The following is a 17,312-nucleotide window of genomic DNA, read 5'->3' on the forward strand; positions in this document are numbered from 1 at the left end:
GCGCAACCGCTGCCTCCCGAGGCCCCTCGGCACCCCGACGTACCCCCGGCGCCCGCCGAGAGCCTGCGGCGTTCGGTTGTGCAGCCGATGCCCCCCGAGGCCCCGCGGCGTCCCGACGTTCCGGCGGCGCCCGCCGAGCCCCCGCGGCGTCCGGTGGTGCCCCCGATGCCTGCCGAGGCCGCCTCGGAGAGGACCACGCGTCTGCGTCCGGTGCCGGCGGATCCGGCGCCCGCTGATGCCGGGCGGAGTGGTGTGCCGCCGCGGCCCGACTCGCCGCCGGTGGCTGGGCCGGCCTTTTCGCCTGACCCGGCGTTCTCCTGGGGCGCGCCCATGACGCCAGGTGGGACGGCGCGGCCGTTCGTGTCGTTGGGGGAGCCTGAGGGATATGACGACCGGGCGCGGCCGCGTCCGCTGGGGGGCCGGGTGCGGAATCGTACCGTCGTGGCGGCAGCCTGCCTCGTGCTCGGGCTCGGGCTGATCGGCGGTGCGGTGACCGGGAGTTGGCTCCTCCCCGACGGGGGCGAGAGCGGTACGAGCGGCGCGTTCGCCGCGGCCGGGAGCCTGTGGCACAGCGTGCCGGTCGATCAGCTGTTCCCGCCCCGCGTCGAAGGCCAGGGCGCCGGACCCGGCGGAGCCGACCGCACCTGGACCCGCGTCGCCGTCGCCCCGGACAGCGGCTGCGCCGACGCCTTCGACCCGCTGCTGCGCAAGGCCCTCGCCCCGGTCGGCTGCCAGCGCCTGCTGCGCGCCACCTACACGGACGCGACCCAGAGCTACGTCACCACCGTCGGTCTGCTCTTCACCAAGGGCGACTCCGCCGCCATGGCCGCCCTGCGCACCCGGTTCAAGAACGAGAGCCTGGACAGCCGTACCGACCTGATGCCCCGCCCGTACGCCGCGAAGAACACCGTCGCCGCAGGCTTCGGCAGCGAGCAGCGCGCCTCATGGACCGTCTCCGTCCTCACCGACGCCCCGGTCGTCGTCTACGCCGTCTCCGGCTGGGCCGACGGCCGCACCGTCGACGAACCCGAGCCCGCCGCCAAAGCCATGGCCTCCGGCGCCACCACGGCCGTCGCCCAGGCAGGCCTGGGCCAGGAGGCACGAGGCCTCGCCGACCGCGTCGAACGGGCGCTGCGCAAAACCGTCGACTCGGCCACGGAGCAGCCGTCATGACCGCAACCCGTCGCGTCGGCGTCGTCAGCGTCCTGCTCGCCGCCTCCGTCGCCCTCGTGCCGCCCACCGCCGCCCACGCCGACGGCATACGCGCCCAGCAGTGGGCCCTCGAGGCCATGCACACCGACGAGGCCTGGCAGACCACGAAGGGCGCGGGCGTCACCGTCGCCGTCCTGGACACCGGCGTCGAGTCCGACCACCCCGACCTCACCGGCAACGTCCTCGAAGGCAAGGACATGATCGGCTTCGGCGCCGACCGGGGCGACCGCGCCTGGGCCCGCCACGGCACCGCCATGGCCGGCATCATCGCCGGTCACGGCCATGGCGTGGGCAACGGCGACGGCGTCATGGGCATCGCCCCCGAAGCCAAGATCCTCCCCGTCCGCGTGATCCTCGAAGACGGCGACTCCGCCCGCGGCAAGGCCCGCAACACCCGCGGCAACGCCCTCGCCGAAGGCATCCGCTGGGCCGCCGACCACGGCGCGGACGTCATCAACCTCTCCCTCGGCGACGACTCCAAGTCCGCCCACCCCGAGCCCGCCGAGGACGAAGCAGTCCAGTACGCCCTCAAGAAGGGCTCCGTCGTCGTCGCCTCCGCCGGCAACGGCGGCGACAAGGGCGACCACATCTCCTACCCGGCCGCCTACCCGGGCGTGATCGCCGCGACCGCCGTCGACCGCTACGGCACCCGCGCCGCCTTCTCCACCCGCCGCTGGTATGCCACGGTCAGCGCCCCCGGCGTCGACATCGTCATCGCCGACCCCGACCGCAAGTACTACGAGGGATGGGGTACGAGTGCCGCCGCGGCCTTCGTCTCCGGCGCCGTCGCCCTCGTCAAGGCGGCCCACCCCGGACTGACCCCCGCCCAGATCAAGAAGCTCCTCGAAGACACCGCCCGCAACGCCCCGGCGAGCGGCCGCGACGACTCCCGCGGCTACGGCCTCGTCGACCCGGCCGCCGCCATCAAGGCCGCCGACCGCCTCGAACCGAAGCGTCTGCGCGCGGCGGCCTACGAGGACAAGTACTTCGGCTCGGGTCCCGACGCCGCCGAGGCCGAGGACACGACGTCGAGTTGGGCCGCCCCGCTGGCGGGCAGTTTCGGCGGCGTGCTGCTGGTCGTCGCGGTGGTGGTGTGGCGCGGGCGCCGAGCGCTCCGCGGGTAGTGCCGCGATGTGCCGTCTTGTGTCTGCCGCGCCGTCGTGGCTGGTCGCGCCCACGCGGCGGAGCCGCAAATTGATACAGCCCCGCGCCCCTTCGGGGCGCTGCCGGGCCGCAGCCGACTTCGCCCCGTCCGCTCAGGAAACCGAGGCCGATGCCGACGCGGTCTGCTTCTCCTCGCCGATCACCGAGATCGCGGCCCTTGCCGCCGCCTCGACCAGTGAAATTCCCTTCGCCTGTGTCGAGTTGCCGTCGGACAGGACCGCCACCAGACACCCGTGACCGTCGACGGTGAGCCGCCCGATGCTGTTGATGTCCCACAGTCCGGTGGCGCTGCGCGGCAGCCAGCCGTTCTTCAGGGCCCACGCCGAGCCGTCGGCCGCCGCCGATACGCCCCACTGCTGCCCGGCGGCTATCCGCGCCATCAGCCGCTGGATGTACGACCGCGAGGCCTCGGTCAGTTCCGAGTCCTTCGCCCAGAACACCTGCTGGAGCAGCACGAGTTGATCGGCTGCCGTGGTCTGCGTCAGCCCCCATAGCATGTTGTCGCCGCCCTCGGTGTCGGTGAGCCCGAGACGTTCGTTCGCGGCGTCCAGCCCGGCCGCCTTCCCGATGGTGCGCCACAGGGCCGAAGCGGAGGTGTTGTCGCTGTGCTCGATCATCGCCGTGGCGTACGACTTCTCCGCCGTGGTCAGCCCGCGTCCCGCGTCCTGCGCCTGGAGCAGCAGTGCCGCCAGGATGTCCACCTTGACGATGCTCGCGGTGTCGAAGAGGCCGTCCCCGTACGAGGCGCTCGCGCCGGATGCCAGGTCCAGCACCGCCACCGACACCTCCGCACCGTCCTCGACGGTCACCGACTCCATCGCCTCGGCCAGCAGCTCGTCGTGGTCCACCACCGGCTGCGCCACCGCTTCCACTGATGCCAACGATGCCTCCCCGCTCGCCGAGGCCGACGGCGATGCGGAGACCGACGGCGACCCGGAGACCGACGATACGGGCCCCGCGCCGGAGTGCGCCTGCGCCTTCACGTACACGGTCCCCCCTGCCGTACCGCCCACGACGGCGACCGCGGCGAGGGCGGCGTACACCAGCGTGCGGCGGCGGGACGGAACACGGTGGGCGGCGCTGGAAGACTCCATGGCCGCGATGGTCGGGCAGCCGGCTGTGCTCTCTGTTAGACGGATGTTAGATGTCTGTCAGGGATGTCTGAGAAAACGCTGAAGGCGTCACGGCCGGGTTTCCGGGGCCGCACAACCGCAGCAGCATCCCCCCGATAGGGTCGGTGACCGTGGCGAACAAGAACATTCCCGACTCCGGCTTCTCCGACGACGACGGCTCCGCCGACCCCCGGCTGAGCGCGGCGCTCGCCGCCTGGGCCGAGGACCGCACCGCCGTGGAGCCGGTGCTCGAGGCCCTGAAGGGCGCCCGGCTCCTCGTCCCCGTCGTGGCCGTCCTCGGCGAGGTCGAGGAGGACGAGAACGGGCTGCGCCGCGAGAAGACCAGCGACATGGCCGTACCGACCCTGAAGGCCGGCACCCGCACGGCCCTGCCCGCCTTCACCTCCACCGACTCGCTGGCCCGCTGGGACCCGGAGGCCCGCCCCGTCGCCGTACCGCTGCACCAGGCGCTGCAGGCCGCGGCGCACGAGAAGGCGGACACGATCGTGCTGGACCTGGCCGGACCCGTGCCGTACGAGCTGACGCGGCCCGCGCTGCTGGCGCTGGCCGAGGGCCGTACGACCACCGATCCGCTCGCCGACCCCGCCGTCATCGGAGCCGTACGAGCCGCCGTGGCCGCCGAGCCCGCCGTACTCCGTGCCTACCTCGGCCCCGGACAGGCCGACGGCACGCTCGCCCTCGTCCTGGACCCCGACGCCACCCCGGGCCCGGCCGCCCGCACCCTGGCCGAGCGCCTGGCCGCCGACGAAACACTGAGGGCCCGCCTGGTACACGGCCTCGACCTGGCACTACTCCCGGCCGGGGCGACGCCACCAGGCGACCCCTTGTACGTGCGCCCCGAATACGTGCGCCCCGAAGGGGCGCGGGGAACTGCGCGACCAGCCACGACGGGCCCGCAGACAACCGACGGCCTTTCTCAGCCGTAGACCGGCCCCGTGTACTTCTCGCCCGGACCCTGCCCCGGCTCGTCCGGGACGATCGACGCCTCGCGGAACGCCAGCTGGAGGGACTTCAGGCCGTCGCGCAGCGGAGCCGCGTGGAAGGAGCTGATCTCGGTGGCGCTCGCATCGAGGAGACCGGCGAGGGCGGACACCAGCTTGCGGGCCTCGTCCAGGTCCTTGTGCTTCTCGCCCTCCTCGGTCAGACCGAGCTTCACCGCGGCGGCGCTCATCAGGTTCACGGCGACCGTCACGATCACCTCGACCGCCGGGACCTCGGCGATGTCGCGGGTCATGGCGTCGAAGTCGGGCGTCTCAGGAGGGGTGTCACTCATGCCGGACACGATAGGCCCCGGTGCACGCCGGTTCGCACCACCCCCGGGATGCTGCTAACCTTGTGTAACGACCGGTCGGACGCGCATGCCTCACGGCACCGGGCCCGACCTACAAGTGGAGGCTTTCGAACTCCCACCTGACCGCCCCCCGGGCGGCGGGTCACCGGTCAGGCGGTCCCGTCCAGCGACGGGCATCCGCCCGAAAGTGCGCCCCGCGATCCTCGCGGCGGTCGCTCCGGTAGTTCGAGGAGCCCCGCCTGTGATCGTCCGGGGCATTTTTTGTGCTTCGGCGCGGTTAGGTCTATCGAAAAGAGACGTTACGCGGCTGTCCTCCAGACAGTCGTGTGGTGCTACCGAGGAGGATCCATCAGCGCCGAGCCCCGCATCAACGACCGGATTCGCGTTCCCGAGGTGCGACTTGTCGGTCCCAGTGGCGAGCAGGTGGGCATCGTCCCCCTGGCCAAGGCCCTGGAGCTTGCGCAGGAGTACGACCTGGACCTGGTCGAGGTCGCGGCGAACGCCCGTCCGCCCGTGTGCAAGCTCATGGACTACGGGAAGTTCAAGTACGAGTCGGCCATGAAGGCCCGTGAGGCGCGCAAGAACCAGGCGCACACGGTCATCAAGGAGATGAAGCTCCGGCCGAAGATCGACCCGCACGACTATGACACCAAGAAGGGTCACGTCGTCCGGTTCCTCAAGCAGGGCGACAAGGTCAAGATCACGATCATGTTCCGTGGTCGCGAGCAGTCCCGGCCCGAACTGGGCTACCGACTGCTGCAGCGTCTCGCGGAGGACGTCCAGGACCTCGGTTTCGTGGAGTCGAACCCGAAGCAGGACGGCCGAAACATGATCATGGTTCTCGGTCCGCACAAGAAGAAGACCGAGGCGATGGCCGAGGCTCGCCAGGCGCAGGAAGCCCGCAAGGCTGAAGCGAAGGCCAACCCCGGCAAGTCGCAGAACGCCGCGGAGTCTGAGAGCGACGAGGTTGCCGAGGCCCCTGCCGAGGCTTCCGCCGACGCGTGATCCCGGGGGACGCGAGTCCCCAGGCCATAACCGATACAAGAGCGACGCTCCACCGTGCCCGGTTTCACGACCGGGCATCGGAGCGCCACTGACGAGGAGAGAACGGCGCTATGCCGAAGAACAAGTCGCACAGCGGTGCCAGCAAGCGCTTCAAGGTCACCGGCTCCGGCAAGGTGCTCCGTGAGCGCGCCGGCAAGCGCCACCTGCTCGAGCACAAGTCGTCCCGACTGACGCGTCGCCTCACCGGCAACGCCGAGATGGCCCCGGGCGACGCCAAGAAGATCAAGAAGCTTCTCGGCAAGTGACGTACGGGCGCCTGATCCTCGGATCGCCGAGCGCCGTACGCCAGGACCGGGACCCCATCGATTCCGGGCCGTGTGAGTCCAACCACGGCCCCGCTACAAGGAGTTAAAAAGTGGCACGCGTCAAGCGGGCAGTCAACGCCCACAAGAAGCGCCGGGCGATCCTCGAGCAGGCTTCCGGCTACCGCGGTCAGCGCTCGCGCCTGTACCGCAAGGCCAAGGAGCAGGTCACCCACTCGCTGGTCTACAACTACAACGACCGCAAGAAGCGCAAGGGTGACTTCCGCCAGCTGTGGATCCAGCGCATCAACGCCGCTGCCCGCGCCAACGGCATCACGTACAACCGCTTCATCCAGGGCCTGAAGGCCGCGAACGTCGAGGTCGACCGCAAGATCCTCGCCGAGCTGGCCGTCAACGACGCGCATGCGTTCGCCGCGCTCGTCGAGGTCGCGCAGAAGGCGCTGCCGGCTGACGTCAACGCGCCGAAGGCCGCGTGACGCTGGCGCTGGGCCTAGGCCGACGTGATTGGACGGACCCGTGGGTTTCTGCCTGCGGGTCCGTTGCTATGTGAGCAGCGGTTGGTTCGGCACCGCCGAAATCCGCCGTCGTGGTTGATCGCCGTTGCGGCGGAAGCTAGATGCTGAAGGTGAGTTGAATGTCCCCCGTCGCCCCCGAGCTGATCTCCCCCCGGTCCCCCCGCGTCTCCGCCGCCCGGCGGCTCGCCAAGCGGAACTTCCGGGGGAAGGAGCGGCTGTTTCTCGCGGAGGGGCCGCAGGCTGTGCGGGAGGCGGGGGAGCAGGTGGACACGCTCGTCGAGTTGTTCGCCACCGTGGAGGCCGCGGAGCGGTACGCCGACATCGTCGGGCGGGCCCGGGACATCGGCGCGCGCGTGCACCTCGCCGCCGAGCAGGTGATCGCCGAGATCTCGACCACCGTCACCCCGCAGGGCCTCGTCGGGGTCTGCCGGTTCCTGGACACGCCGTTCGAGGAGATCCTCGCCGCCCGGCCCAAGCTCGTCGCCGTGCTCGCGCATGTGCGGGACCCGGGGAATGCCGGGACCGTGCTGCGGTGTGCCGATGCCGCCGGGGCCGAGGCGGTCGTACTGACCGACGCGTCCGTCGATCTGTACAACCCCAAGGCCGTGCGGGCGTCCGTGGGGTCGCTGTTCCATCTGCCGGTCGCTGTCGGGGTCCCCGTCGAGCGGGCCGTGGCGGGGCTCAAGGACGCCGGGGTGCGGATTCTCGCCGCTGACGGGGCCGGGACCGACGATCTGGACGACGAGTTGGACAAGGGCACCATGGGTGGACCGACGGCCTGGGTGTTCGGGAACGAGGCGTGGGGGCTGCCGGAGGAGACCCGCGCGCTGGCGGACGCCGTCGTGCGCGTTCCGATCCACGGGAAGGCCGAGAGCCTGAACCTCGCCACCGCCGCCGCCGTATGTCTCTATGCGTCCGCCCGTGCACAGCGCGCCTCCGGAGGGTGCCGCTCCGTCACCGTGAGCTAGTAGGGTGACCTGCTCGGGGGCCCTGCGCCGTCGTGAGAGGTGGGGTACGGGGATGACCATCGGCACCAGCAACGCGCCGGGAGCACGGGACGTAGGGCGACCGCCCGTGTCCCGGCCGTCCGGCGATGTCGCCGGGCTCGGCATCGACCCCGATCAGCTGCCCGACGGCCTCGTCGTCGCCGATGAGCACGGGCACGTCGTCTGCTTCAACGCCGCCGCCGAGCGCATCACCGCCGTCCCCGCCGCCGACGCCCTCGGCCGGCGGCTGGACAAGGCCCTGCCATTAGAGGACCTGGAGGGCAGGCGCTGGTGGCAGCTGACCGATCCGTACGGCGGGCTCGCCATCAGGGTCGGCCAGCCCGAGCGGAATCTGCTGCTGCCCGGCGGGCGTGAAGTCCTCGTGTCCGCGCGGTACGTCCGTACCGAACCCACCGGGCCCGTCCACCGCGTCGTCGTCTGTCTCCGCGACACCGAGGCCCGCCGCCGCACCGAGCGCAGCCATGCCGAGCTGATCGCGACCGTCGCCCACGAACTGCGCTCCCCCCTCACCTCCGTCAAGGGCTTCACCGCCACCCTCCTCGCCAAGTGGGAGAGGTTCACCGACGACCAGAAGCGGCTGATGCTGGAGACCGTCGACGCCGACGCCGACCGCGTCACCCGCCTCATCGCCGAGCTCCTCGACATCTCCCGCATCGACTCCGGGCGGCTGGAACTGCGCCGCCAGCCCGTCGACATCGGCGCCGCCGTCGGCCGGCACATCCAGGCGTACGTCGCCGCCGGGCTGCCCGCCGACCGGTTCCTGCTCCGCGTCGAGCAGCCGCTGCCCGATCTGTGGGCCGATCCCGACAAGGTCGACCAGGTGCTCAGCAATCTGCTGGAAAATGCCGTGCGGCACGGCGAGGGAACCGTCACGATTGACGTCACGCCCGCCACGTCCCCCCGCGAGGGAGAGGACACCGGCACATCGGTCACCGTGAGCGACGAGGGCCCAGGTATCCCGGAGGAGTCCATGAACCGCGTCTTCACCCGCTTCTGGCGGGGCAGCAAGCGCGGCGGCACCGGCCTCGGGCTCTACATCGTCAAGGGCATCGTCGAGGCCCACGGCGGCACCATCACGGTCGGCCGCGCCCCCGGCGGCGGCGCCGAGTTCCGATTTACGTTGCCCGTGAGCACTCCGGCCTACCTGGCCTGAGCAGCCCGCGGGCGCAGTCGCCTACCTCCACCCCGTTAGACTCGGCCTTTGGCACCCATGTGTCCCGGATACGGCCCGGACGAGTCGGCGACGGGGACCTTCAGCCAGCCAATCGGAAGCACGGGAAGAGATGTCGGCACCGAATAAGTCGTACGACCCAGTCGAGGTCGAGACGTTGAAACCGGAAGAGATCGAGCGCATGCGGGACGAGGCGCTCGCCGCCTTCGCCGCCGCGGACTCCCTCGACGCGCTCCAGGAGGCCAAGGTCGCTCACACCGGCGGTACCTCCCCGCTGGCCCTCGCCAACCGCGAGATCGGGGCCCTGCCCCCGCACGCCAAGGCCGAGGCCGGCAAGCGTGTCGGCATGGCCCGCGGCGCCGTGAACAAGGCGCTCACCGCCCGCCAGGCAGAACTGGAGGCCGAGCGGGACGCCCGGGTGCTGGTCGAGGAGGCGGTGGACGTCACGTTGCCGTACGACCGCGTACCGGCCGGCGCCCGCCACCCGCTCACCACCCTGTCCGAGCGCATCGAGGACGTCTTCGTGGCCATGGGCTACGAGGTAGCCGAGGGCCCGCAGGTCGAGGCCGAGTGGTTCAACTTCGACGCGCTCAACATCGGCCCGGACCACCCGGCCCGCGGTGAGGCGGACACCTTCTTCATCGAAGGTGCCGACGGCTCCGCCGACTCCGGCGTCGTCCTGCGCACGCACACCTCGCCCGTGCAGATCCGCTCGCTGCTCGACCGTGAGCTGCCGGTGTACGTGATCTGCCCCGGCCGCGTGTACCGCACGGACGAGCTGGACGCCACGCACACCCCGGTCTTCCACCAGGTCGAGCTGCTCGCCGTGGACGAGGGCCTGACCATGGCCGACCTCAAGGGCACGCTGGACCACATGGTGCAGTCGCTGTTCGGTGAGGGCATGAAGACGCGGCTGCGGCCGAACTTCTTCCCGTTCACCGAGCCGTCCGCCGAGATGGACATGGTGTGCTACGTCTGCCGCGGCGAGTCCGTCGGCAACCCCGACCGGCCCTGCCGCACCTGCTCCAGCGAAGGCTGGATCGAGCTCGGCGGCTGCGGCATGGTCAACCCGCGGGTGCTCACCGCCTGCGGCGTCGACCCGGAGAAGTACAGCGGCTTCGCCTTCGGGTTCGGCATCGAGCGGATGCTGATGTTCCGCCACAACGTCGAGGACATGCGAGACATGGTCGAGGGTGACGTCCGGTTCACCCGGCCGTTCGGGATGGAGATCTGATGCGGGTCCCGCTTTCTTGGCTGCGGGAGTACGTCGACCTGCCGGAGACGCAGACCGGTCGTGACGTGCAGGCCAAGCTCATTTCGGCCGGTCTGGAGGTCGAGACCGTCGAGCAGCTCGGCGACGGCCTCAAGGGCCCCCTGGTCGTCGGCCAGGTGCTGACCATCGAGGAGCTGACGGAGTTCAAGAAGCCGATCCGCTTCTGCACCGTCGACGTCGGCACCGCCAACGGCACCGGTGAGCCCCAGGAGATCGTCTGCGGCGCCCGCAACTTCGCCGTCGGCGACAAGGTCGTGGTCGTGCTCCCGGGCGCGGTCCTGCCCGGCGGCTTCGCGATCAGCGCCCGCAAGACCTACGGCAAGACGTCCCACGGCATGATCTGCTCCAGCGACGAGCTGGGCATGGGCGACGACGGCACCAAGGGCATCATCGTGCTGCCGCCGGAGTCCGAGATCGGCAAGGACGCCATCGAGCTGCTCGAACTCGTCGACGAGGTACTGGACATCGCCGTCACCGCCAACCGCGGCGACTGTCTGTCCATCCGCGGCGTCGCCCGCGAGACCGCCATCGCCTACGGCCTCCCGCTGCGCGACCCGGCCCTCCTCGACGTCCCCGGCCCGAACGCCTTCGGCTACCCGGTCAAGGTCTCCGACCCGCTCGGCTGCGACCGCTTCACCGCCCGTACGGTCACCGGCCTCAGCTCCGAGGCGCGCTCCCCGATCTGGCTGCGGCGCCGCCTGCAGAAGGTCGGCATGCGCCCGATCTCGCTCGCCGTCGACGTGACCAACTACGTGATGATGGAACTCGGCCAGCCGCTGCACGCGTACGACCGCTCCCTCGTCCAGGGCACGATCGGTGTCCGCCGGGCCGCCGAGGGCGAGAAGATCGTCACCCTCGACGGCGTCGAGCGGAAGCTGCACGCCGAGGACCTGGTGATCACCGACGACCGCGGCCCGATCGGGCTCGCCGGTGTCATGGGCGGCGCCAACACCGAGATCGCCGACCACGAGGACGTCGAGAACGCGACGACCGACGTGGTGATCGAGGCCGCGCACTTCGACCAGGTCGCGATCGCCCGCACCGCCCGCCGCCACAAGCTGTCCTCCGAGGCGTCCCGCCGCTTCGAGCGCGGCGTCGACCCGCAGGCCGCCGCCGCTGCCGCCCAGCGCACGGTCGACCTGCTGGTGCTGCTCGCCGGTGGCACCGCCGAGGCCGGGGTCACCGAGGTCATCGCCCCGTCCGCGCCGCACACCATCACCGTCGCGGCCGACCACCCGGACAAGGTCGCCGGCGTCGACTACGGCCGGGAGACCGTCGTACGCCGCCTCCAGCAGGTCGGCTGTGATGTGTACGGGCAGGACGAGCTGATCGTCACCGTCCCGTCCTGGCGGCCCGACCTCATGGAGCAGAACGACCTCGCCGAAGAGGTCATCCGTCTGGAGGGCTACGAGAACCTGCCGTCCACGCTGCCCAAGCCGCCGTCCGGCCGGGGCCTGACCCACCGGCAGCGGCTGCACCGCCGCGTCGGCCGGGCGCTGGCCGGCGCCGGATATGTCGAGGCGCCGAACTACCCGTTCATCAGCGAGCAGGTCTTCGACCAACTCGGCCTGGACGCGGACGACCCGGCCCGCCGCGTCGTCAAGCTCGTCAACCCGCTCAACGACGAGGAGCCCGCGCTCCGTACGTCGCTGCTGCCGGGCCTGCTGGGCGCCCTGCGGCGCAACGACGGCCGCGGCTCGCACGACCTCGCGCTGTTCGAGACCGGGCTGGTCTTCCAGCCGCGCGACGAGCAGCGGGTCGCCGCCCCCCATCTGCCGGTCGACCGGCGTCCCACGGACGAGGAGATCGCCGCGCTGAACGCCGTGCTCCCGGACCAGCCGCGGCATGTCGCGGTCGTCCTCGCGGGCGCGCGCGAGCAGGCCGGCTGGTGGGGCGAGGGCCGTCTGGCGGGGTGGGCCGACGCGGTGGACGCGGGGCGCGTCGCCGCGCGGGAAGCCGGGGCCGACCTGATCGTCCGCAGCGGTCAGTACGGTCCGTGGCACCCGGGCCGCTGCGCCGAGTTCGTGGTCGTCCTCGACGGCACGGAGACGGTCGTGGGCCATGCGGGCGAGCTGCACCCTCGTGTCCTCAAGGCCCTGGGCCTGCCCGCGCGGACCTGTGCGATGGAGCTGGACCTGGACGCCCTGGAGCAGGTGGGCGACGGCACCCCGCAGGCGCCACGCATCTCCACGTTCCCGGTGGCCACGCAGGATGTCGCCCTGGTCGTCGACAAGTTCGTGCCGCAGGCCGATGTGGAGGCCGCGTTGCGTGAGGGCGCGGGTGAACTCCTCGAGGCGATCCGGCTGTTCGACGTCTACGAGAACGAGGACCAGCTCGGGGAGGGCCGCAAGTCACTGGCGTACGCGTTGCGGTTCCGGGCGGGAGATCGGACGCTGACCGTGGACGAGGCGTCTGCTGCTCGGGATGCGGCGGTTGCCCTGGCGGGTGAGCGTGTGGGGGCTGTGCTGAGGGGCTGATCACCCACGCCCTGACAGGGCGCACTGGTCACCTCACTCGATGGGGTGAGCTTTTGGGGTGATCTGGTCCTTCCGGGCCATGTGGTCGACAGAATCGGACCGGTCTTTCGGGGCCGGTCCGATTCTGTGCTGTCAGGGCCTATTGGGGGGCCATCGGCATGAACCGCATCAAGGCTGGGGTTCCCCGCAGGCCGGGGCGCCGGGTGCTCGCAATCGGGCTGCCGACGGTGTGGGGCGCCATAGCGATCACGTACAAGATGGCCTGTCCGCTCGCCCAGCAGAACGGGTTCGGGGCGCGCATCGTCACCAGCGCCGTCTTCTTCGCCGTCGGCACGGGCCTGATCGTCCATGTCCGCCAGGCGCTGCTGCGTGAGCTGCGGCAGGTGCGCCGGGTCGCGGGCGCCGCCCAGAGTGTGCTGCTACGGCCGCTACCGCCCCGTATCGACGGGCTGCACGTCGCCGCCGCCCAACTGTCCGCGGAGCGCGGCGCGGTCATCGGCGGCGACCTGTACGAGGTCATCGCCACCGAGCACGGCGTACGGGCCGTGATGGGCGACGTACGCGGACACGGTCTCGCCGCCATCGGCACCGTCGCCGCCGTCCTCGGCAGCTTCCGTGAGGCCGTGCACGACGAGCCCGACCTCGGCGGTGTACTGCGCAGGCTGGAGCGGGCGCTGGCCCGGCATCTGCGCGAGCGGGCCCGCGCCGCCCCCGACAGCCCGGTCGCCGAGGAGTTCATCACGGTGCTGCTGCTGGAGATCGGTCCGGACGGCGAGATGCACGCCCTCAACTGCGGCCACCCCTGGCCGTACCGGCTCACCGGCACCCACGTGGAACCCCTCACCCACGCCGACCTCCTGCCTCCACTTGGTCCCTTCCCCCTCCCAGCCGACCTGCCCGCCGTACCCTGCGGCCAACTGAAGCCCGAAGAGGCACTGTTCCTCTACACCGACGGCGCCGAGGACGCCCGAGACGCCCATGGCCGGTTCTTCCCGCTGCCGACGGTGCTCACAGAGGCCCTGAGCGACGGCGTGAACACCCCCCAGCCCCTCCTGGGCACAGTCTTCACCCAACTCCTGCGCCACACGGCAGGCAGACTGACGGACGACGTAGCACTACTGGTCCTACGGAACGAACGAACGCAGGTGCGCTACAACGCCCCGATAGGGGCGCGGGGAACTGCGCGAGCAACCACACACAACCCGCAGGCGACAAACCACCCTCAGCGCAACGGCGTTTAGTCGCACCGCCAAGCCCCCGGCAGGGCCGCCGCACTGTACGAGGGGGAGCCGGCGGCCCGGCCGGCCTCTGACGAGGCATTTCAGTCAACCGGCCGACAACTCTCCGCAACAGCGCGCGCACGGTGCGGATTCGCGCACTCGGTTCACACCCCGTGTGAAGACGGAACCACTAATCTGACGCCACCGAGCCACCCGGGGGGCAACCCATGCAGCCCAACACTTTGCTCGACGCGATCCTGGACGAGGCGGGGATCTCGCACGCGGGACTGGCCGCACATGTGAACCAGGCGGGACGGGCCCGCGGCCTCGCGCTCAGGTACGAACACACCGCCGTGGCACGGTGGTTGAAGGGCCAGCGCCCCCGCGGCCAGGTCCCCGACCTGATCTGCGAGGTACTCGCCGCCCGGCTGCAACGCCCCGTCACGCTCGACGACATCGGCCTCGGCGTGCCCGGCGAGCCGTCCGCCCCGCACGGCACCTCGCTGTCTGGCTTCGTCGAGCGAGCCACCGCGCTGTGGCGCTCCGACGAACAGCAACGCCCGCACATCCTGGGCGCCCCCGCCGTCACCGGCACGCCCGCCGTGATGCCGGTCTGGGAGTGGGAGAACCCGCCGGAGGACGTCGACGTCTCCCGCGGCGGCCGGCACCGGGTCACCCCCTCCGACCTGGAGATGCTGCGCGCCGCCCGCACGCACTACGAGCAGATGTACCGCAAGGCCGGCGGTATAGCGACCCGCACCCGGATCGTCGGCTTCCTCAACTCCGAGGCCGCGCCGCTGCTGCGCGGCAGCTACACCGACGCCACCGGCCGCCAAGTGCACCGGGCCACCGGCGGATTGGTGGCGATAGCCGGGATCTGCGCGTACGACTCCGACGCCCACGGGCTCGCCCAGCGCTACTTCCACCAGGCGCTGAGGCTCGCGAAGGCCAGCGGGGACCGGGGGCTCGGGGCGTACATCATCGCGCTCCTCGTCAACCAGGCCCTGTTCATGCGGGAGCACCGTCAGGCCGTGGCCTTCGCGGAGGCCGCGCTGCGGGCGGCCGGCAAGCACATCACCCCGGCTCTCGCCTCCGACCTGTACGCGATGCAGGCGAAGGCGTACGCGCACCTGGGCGACGGCACGAGCGCCCTGTCCTGCATCCGGCGTGCCGAGACGGCCGCCGAACGCATCCGGCGCGGATACGAGCCCGACGAGACGGGCTATGTCCAGCCGGGACTCGTCAACGTCCAGGTGGCTGAGGCGCTTCTCAGCCTCGGTGAACTGGCGGCGGCGGGGGAGCATGCCGCGGCCGCCGTCGGTAACCCGGCCCACGATCGCGGGCGGGTGCACCGGCTCGCCATGCTCAGCACGATCGAGCTGCGGCAGGGCAACGCGGACAAGGCGGTGGCCACCGCGGTGCAGATGGCCGAACAGGCCCGGGGGATGGAGTCCCAGCGGCTGCGCGACAGACTCCGGGCGGTACGCGAGCACCTGATGCGCAGCGGCTGCGCGGGCACGGCCGAGGCCGCCGAACTCATCGACGGGGCACTGCGCGTACCGCTGTAATCGGGCGCTGGAACACCGACACTCATAGTCCCTGCTGCGATATTGCCACTTACTCGACGGAAGGTGGCAGAACCGTGCAGTGGACGAAACAGAACGAACAAACTGTGTATGAAAACCGCTGGTTCACCGTCAACCTGGCAGACGTGGAGCTGCCTGACGGCCGGCACCTGGACCACTTCCTCATACGGCTGCGGCCGGTCGCCGTGGCCACAGTGGTCAACGAGGCCAATGAAGTGCTCCTCCTGTGGCGCCACCGCTTCATCACCGACAGCTGGGGGTGGGAACTCGCGGCGGGCGTCGTCGAGGACGGCGAGGACATCGCCTACGCGGCCGCCAGGGAACTCGAGGAGGAGACCGGATGGCGGCCGGGACCGCTGCGCCACTTGCTGAGCGTGGAGCCGTCCAACGGGCTCACCGACGCCCGGCACCACATCTACTGGGCCGACGAGGGCGAGTACATCGGCCACCCCGTGGACGACTTCGAGTCGGACCGCCGGGAGTGGGTCCCCCTCAAACTCGTCCCCGACATGATCGTCCGTGGGGAGGTCCCGGCCGCCAACATGGCGGCCGCGTTACTGATGCTGCACCACCTCAGGCTGGGGCAGGACGTCTTGCCCTGATGCGACGTCCCTGATCAATGCCCTACCGCCTGCCAGATCGCCACGACGAGAGCACCCACGGCGGTGAGGGCGGCGACCGCGGGCAGCGGCCAGCGCGCGTGTTCCAGTGTGTTGATCCGGGTGTTCAGCTCGTCGAGTTCCTTGGCGGACTCCTCGGTACGGTGCGTGAGCAGAGCCAGGTCGCCCTCCACGCGGGCGTAGGCGACGTCAAGACGACGTCGTAACTCTGCGAGTTCACCGGTTACGACCGGATGCTCGGGATCGGCGGTCACGAGTCCGCTCCTTTCCGTAGTCGATTCTCATCCCTGGCATGCGCAGACAAAGTGAACTCGCCTGGTGGGCGTGTGGGGAGAGTGTGCGAGGGGCATATGCGAGCCCGGTGCGCACACGGTGTGTGAATGACACGGGCCCGGCACCTCTTCGGTGCCGGGCCCGTGTACTTGGCCGGAATCTGACCGTCTGTAATCAGCCGTAGGTGTAGAAGCCCGACCCCGACTTCCGGCCCAGCCGGCCCGCGTCCACCATGCGCTGCAGCAGCGGGGGAGCGGCGTACAGCGGCTCCTTGTACTCCTCGTACATCGAGTACGCCACCGAGGCGACCGTGTCCAGGCCGATCAGGTCGGACAGCTTCAGCGGGCCCATCGGGTGGGCGCAGCCGAGTTCCATGCCGTTGTCGATGTCCTCGCGGCTGGCGATGCCCGACTCGAACATCCGGATCGCGGAGAGCAGATAGGGGATCAGCAGGGCGTTGACCACGAAGCCGGAGCGGTCCTGGGCGCGGATGGCGTGCTTGCCGAGCAGCTTCTCGGCGAAGGCCTGGGCCCGGCTGAGCGTGCCCTCGGAGGTGGTGAGCGCCGGGATCAGCTCGACCAGCTTCTGCACCGGGGCCGGGTTGAAGAAGTGGATGCCGATGACGTGGTCGGGCCGCGAGGTGGCGACCGCGAGCCTCACCAGCGGGATGGAGGAGGTGTTGGAGGCGAGGATCGCGTCCGGGCGCGTCACGACCTGGTCGAGCACCTGGAAGATCTCGGTCTTCACCTGCTCGTTCTCGACGACGGCCTCGATCACCAGGTCGCGGTCGGCGAACTCGCCGAGGTCCGTGGTGAAGCCGAGCCGTGCCTGCGTAGCCTCCAGCTCCTCCGCGGTGATCTTGCCGCGCTCGGCCGCCTTGGACAGGGAGTTGAGCAGCCGGGTGCGGCCGATCTCCAGGGACTCGCCGGTGGTCTCGGCGACCATCACGTCCAGTCCGGCGCGGGCGCACACCTCGGCGATGCCCGCTCCCATCTGTCCGCAGCCCACGACTCCGACGCGTTGGATGTCGGTCACATCGTCC

General features: G+C 70.9%; 17 protein-coding genes. 13 read left to right on the top strand and 4 right to left on the bottom strand.

The genetic code is table 11. The features are described from left to right. Positions 1-441: 441 nt before the first annotated feature. Positions 442-1,173 carry a hypothetical protein gene (locus tag AB0I98_RS32530; protein ID WP_362948233.1) on the top strand — a complete coding sequence of 244 codons (732 nt, stop codon included), beginning with the start codon at positions 442-444 and terminating at the stop codon, positions 1,171-1,173. Further along, positions 1,170-2,336: a type VII secretion-associated serine protease mycosin gene (gene mycP, locus AB0I98_RS32535; RefSeq protein ID WP_362948235.1), complete on the top strand. Its 1,167-nt coding sequence runs from the start codon at positions 1,170-1,172 to the stop codon at positions 2,334-2,336. Before AB0I98_RS32530 ends, mycP begins: the two co-directional genes overlap by 4 nt. A gap of 132 nt (positions 2,337-2,468) precedes the next feature. Here mycP and AB0I98_RS32540 read toward each other — a convergent pair whose 3' ends face one another. Next, the gene (locus tag AB0I98_RS32540; RefSeq protein ID WP_362948236.1) at positions 2,469-3,470 is read right to left on the bottom strand and encodes a serine hydrolase; all 1,002 of its coding nucleotides are present in this window, start codon (positions 3,468-3,470) and stop codon (positions 2,469-2,471) included. A 149-nt stretch (positions 3,471-3,619) separates the two neighbouring features. Between AB0I98_RS32540 and AB0I98_RS32545 the strand changes: the two genes are divergently transcribed. Continuing rightward, a complete protein-coding gene (locus tag AB0I98_RS32545) occupies positions 3,620-4,435 on the top strand; it encodes an SseB family protein (protein ID WP_362948237.1) in 816 nt (271 codons plus the stop codon). Here the strand turns inward: AB0I98_RS32545 and AB0I98_RS32550 are convergent. Continuing rightward, positions 4,426-4,782 (bottom strand): DUF1844 domain-containing protein, encoded by a 357-nt coding sequence (locus AB0I98_RS32550; protein WP_155060114.1) that lies wholly within the window; start codon positions 4,780-4,782, stop codon positions 4,426-4,428. The genes AB0I98_RS32545 and AB0I98_RS32550 overlap by 10 nt on opposite strands. A gap of 342 nt (positions 4,783-5,124) precedes the next feature. On the opposite strand from AB0I98_RS32550, the gene infC reads away from it, so the two are divergent. The 10 genes from infC to AB0I98_RS32600 all read left to right on the top strand — a co-directional run bounded on the left by infC (position 5,125) and on the right by AB0I98_RS32600 (position 15,979). After that, positions 5,125-5,805: a translation initiation factor IF-3 gene (infC, locus tag AB0I98_RS32555; RefSeq protein WP_210574924.1), complete on the top strand. Its 681-nt coding sequence runs from the start codon at positions 5,125-5,127 to the stop codon at positions 5,803-5,805. Positions 5,806-5,915: 110 nt separating this feature from the next. Further along, positions 5,916-6,110, top strand: a complete 195-nt coding sequence (gene rpmI / locus AB0I98_RS32560; protein ID WP_007829094.1) for a 50S ribosomal protein L35 — start codon at positions 5,916-5,918, stop codon at positions 6,108-6,110. Positions 6,111-6,220: 110 nt separating this feature from the next. After that, positions 6,221-6,604, top strand: a complete 384-nt coding sequence (rplT, locus tag AB0I98_RS32565) for a 50S ribosomal protein L20 (RefSeq protein ID WP_210574925.1) — start codon at positions 6,221-6,223, stop codon at positions 6,602-6,604. A 158-nt stretch (positions 6,605-6,762) separates the two neighbouring features. After that, on the top strand, positions 6,763-7,611 hold the full coding sequence (locus AB0I98_RS32570) for an RNA methyltransferase (RefSeq protein WP_362948238.1): 849 nt from the start codon (positions 6,763-6,765) through the stop codon (positions 7,609-7,611). 52 nt (positions 7,612-7,663) lie between these two features. Further along, the gene (locus AB0I98_RS32575) at positions 7,664-8,803 is read left to right on the top strand and encodes an ATP-binding protein (RefSeq protein ID WP_328367863.1); all 1,140 of its coding nucleotides are present in this window, start codon (positions 7,664-7,666) and stop codon (positions 8,801-8,803) included. A 130-nt stretch (positions 8,804-8,933) separates the two neighbouring features. Continuing rightward, entirely contained in the window at positions 8,934-10,055 is a 1,122-nt protein-coding gene (gene pheS, locus AB0I98_RS32580) for a phenylalanine--tRNA ligase subunit alpha (protein ID WP_362948239.1), read from the top strand. Next, a complete protein-coding gene (pheT, locus tag AB0I98_RS32585; RefSeq protein ID WP_362948240.1) occupies positions 10,055-12,571 on the top strand; it encodes a phenylalanine--tRNA ligase subunit beta in 2,517 nt (838 codons plus the stop codon). The genes pheS and pheT overlap by 1 nt, the downstream gene beginning before the upstream one ends. Before the next feature lie 158 nt (positions 12,572-12,729). Then, complete coding sequence (locus AB0I98_RS32590) at positions 12,730-13,812, top strand: PP2C family protein-serine/threonine phosphatase (RefSeq protein WP_362948242.1); 1,083 nt, start codon at positions 12,730-12,732, stop codon at positions 13,810-13,812. Positions 13,813-14,018: 206 nt separating this feature from the next. Then, positions 14,019-15,359 (top strand): transcriptional regulator, encoded by a 1,341-nt coding sequence (locus tag AB0I98_RS32595; protein WP_328367875.1) that lies wholly within the window; start codon positions 14,019-14,021, stop codon positions 15,357-15,359. Positions 15,360-15,433: 74 nt separating this feature from the next. Further along, positions 15,434-15,979 carry an NUDIX hydrolase gene (locus tag AB0I98_RS32600; RefSeq protein WP_362948243.1) on the top strand — a complete coding sequence of 182 codons (546 nt, stop codon included), beginning with the start codon at positions 15,434-15,436 and terminating at the stop codon, positions 15,977-15,979. Positions 15,980-15,993: 14 nt separating this feature from the next. Here the strand turns inward: AB0I98_RS32600 and AB0I98_RS32605 are convergent, their stop codons facing one another. Beyond that, positions 15,994-16,251 (bottom strand): hypothetical protein, encoded by a 258-nt coding sequence (locus AB0I98_RS32605; protein WP_210574939.1) that lies wholly within the window; start codon positions 16,249-16,251, stop codon positions 15,994-15,996. A 193-nt stretch (positions 16,252-16,444) separates the two neighbouring features. Then, positions 16,445-17,305: a 3-hydroxybutyryl-CoA dehydrogenase gene (locus tag AB0I98_RS32610; RefSeq protein ID WP_362948245.1), complete on the bottom strand. Its 861-nt coding sequence runs from the start codon at positions 17,303-17,305 to the stop codon at positions 16,445-16,447. Positions 17,306-17,312 lie beyond the last annotated feature (7 nt).

This window comes from Streptomyces sp. NPDC050211, from assembly GCF_040656035.1.
Taxonomy (GTDB): Bacteria; Actinomycetota; Actinomycetes; order Streptomycetales; family Streptomycetaceae; genus Streptomyces.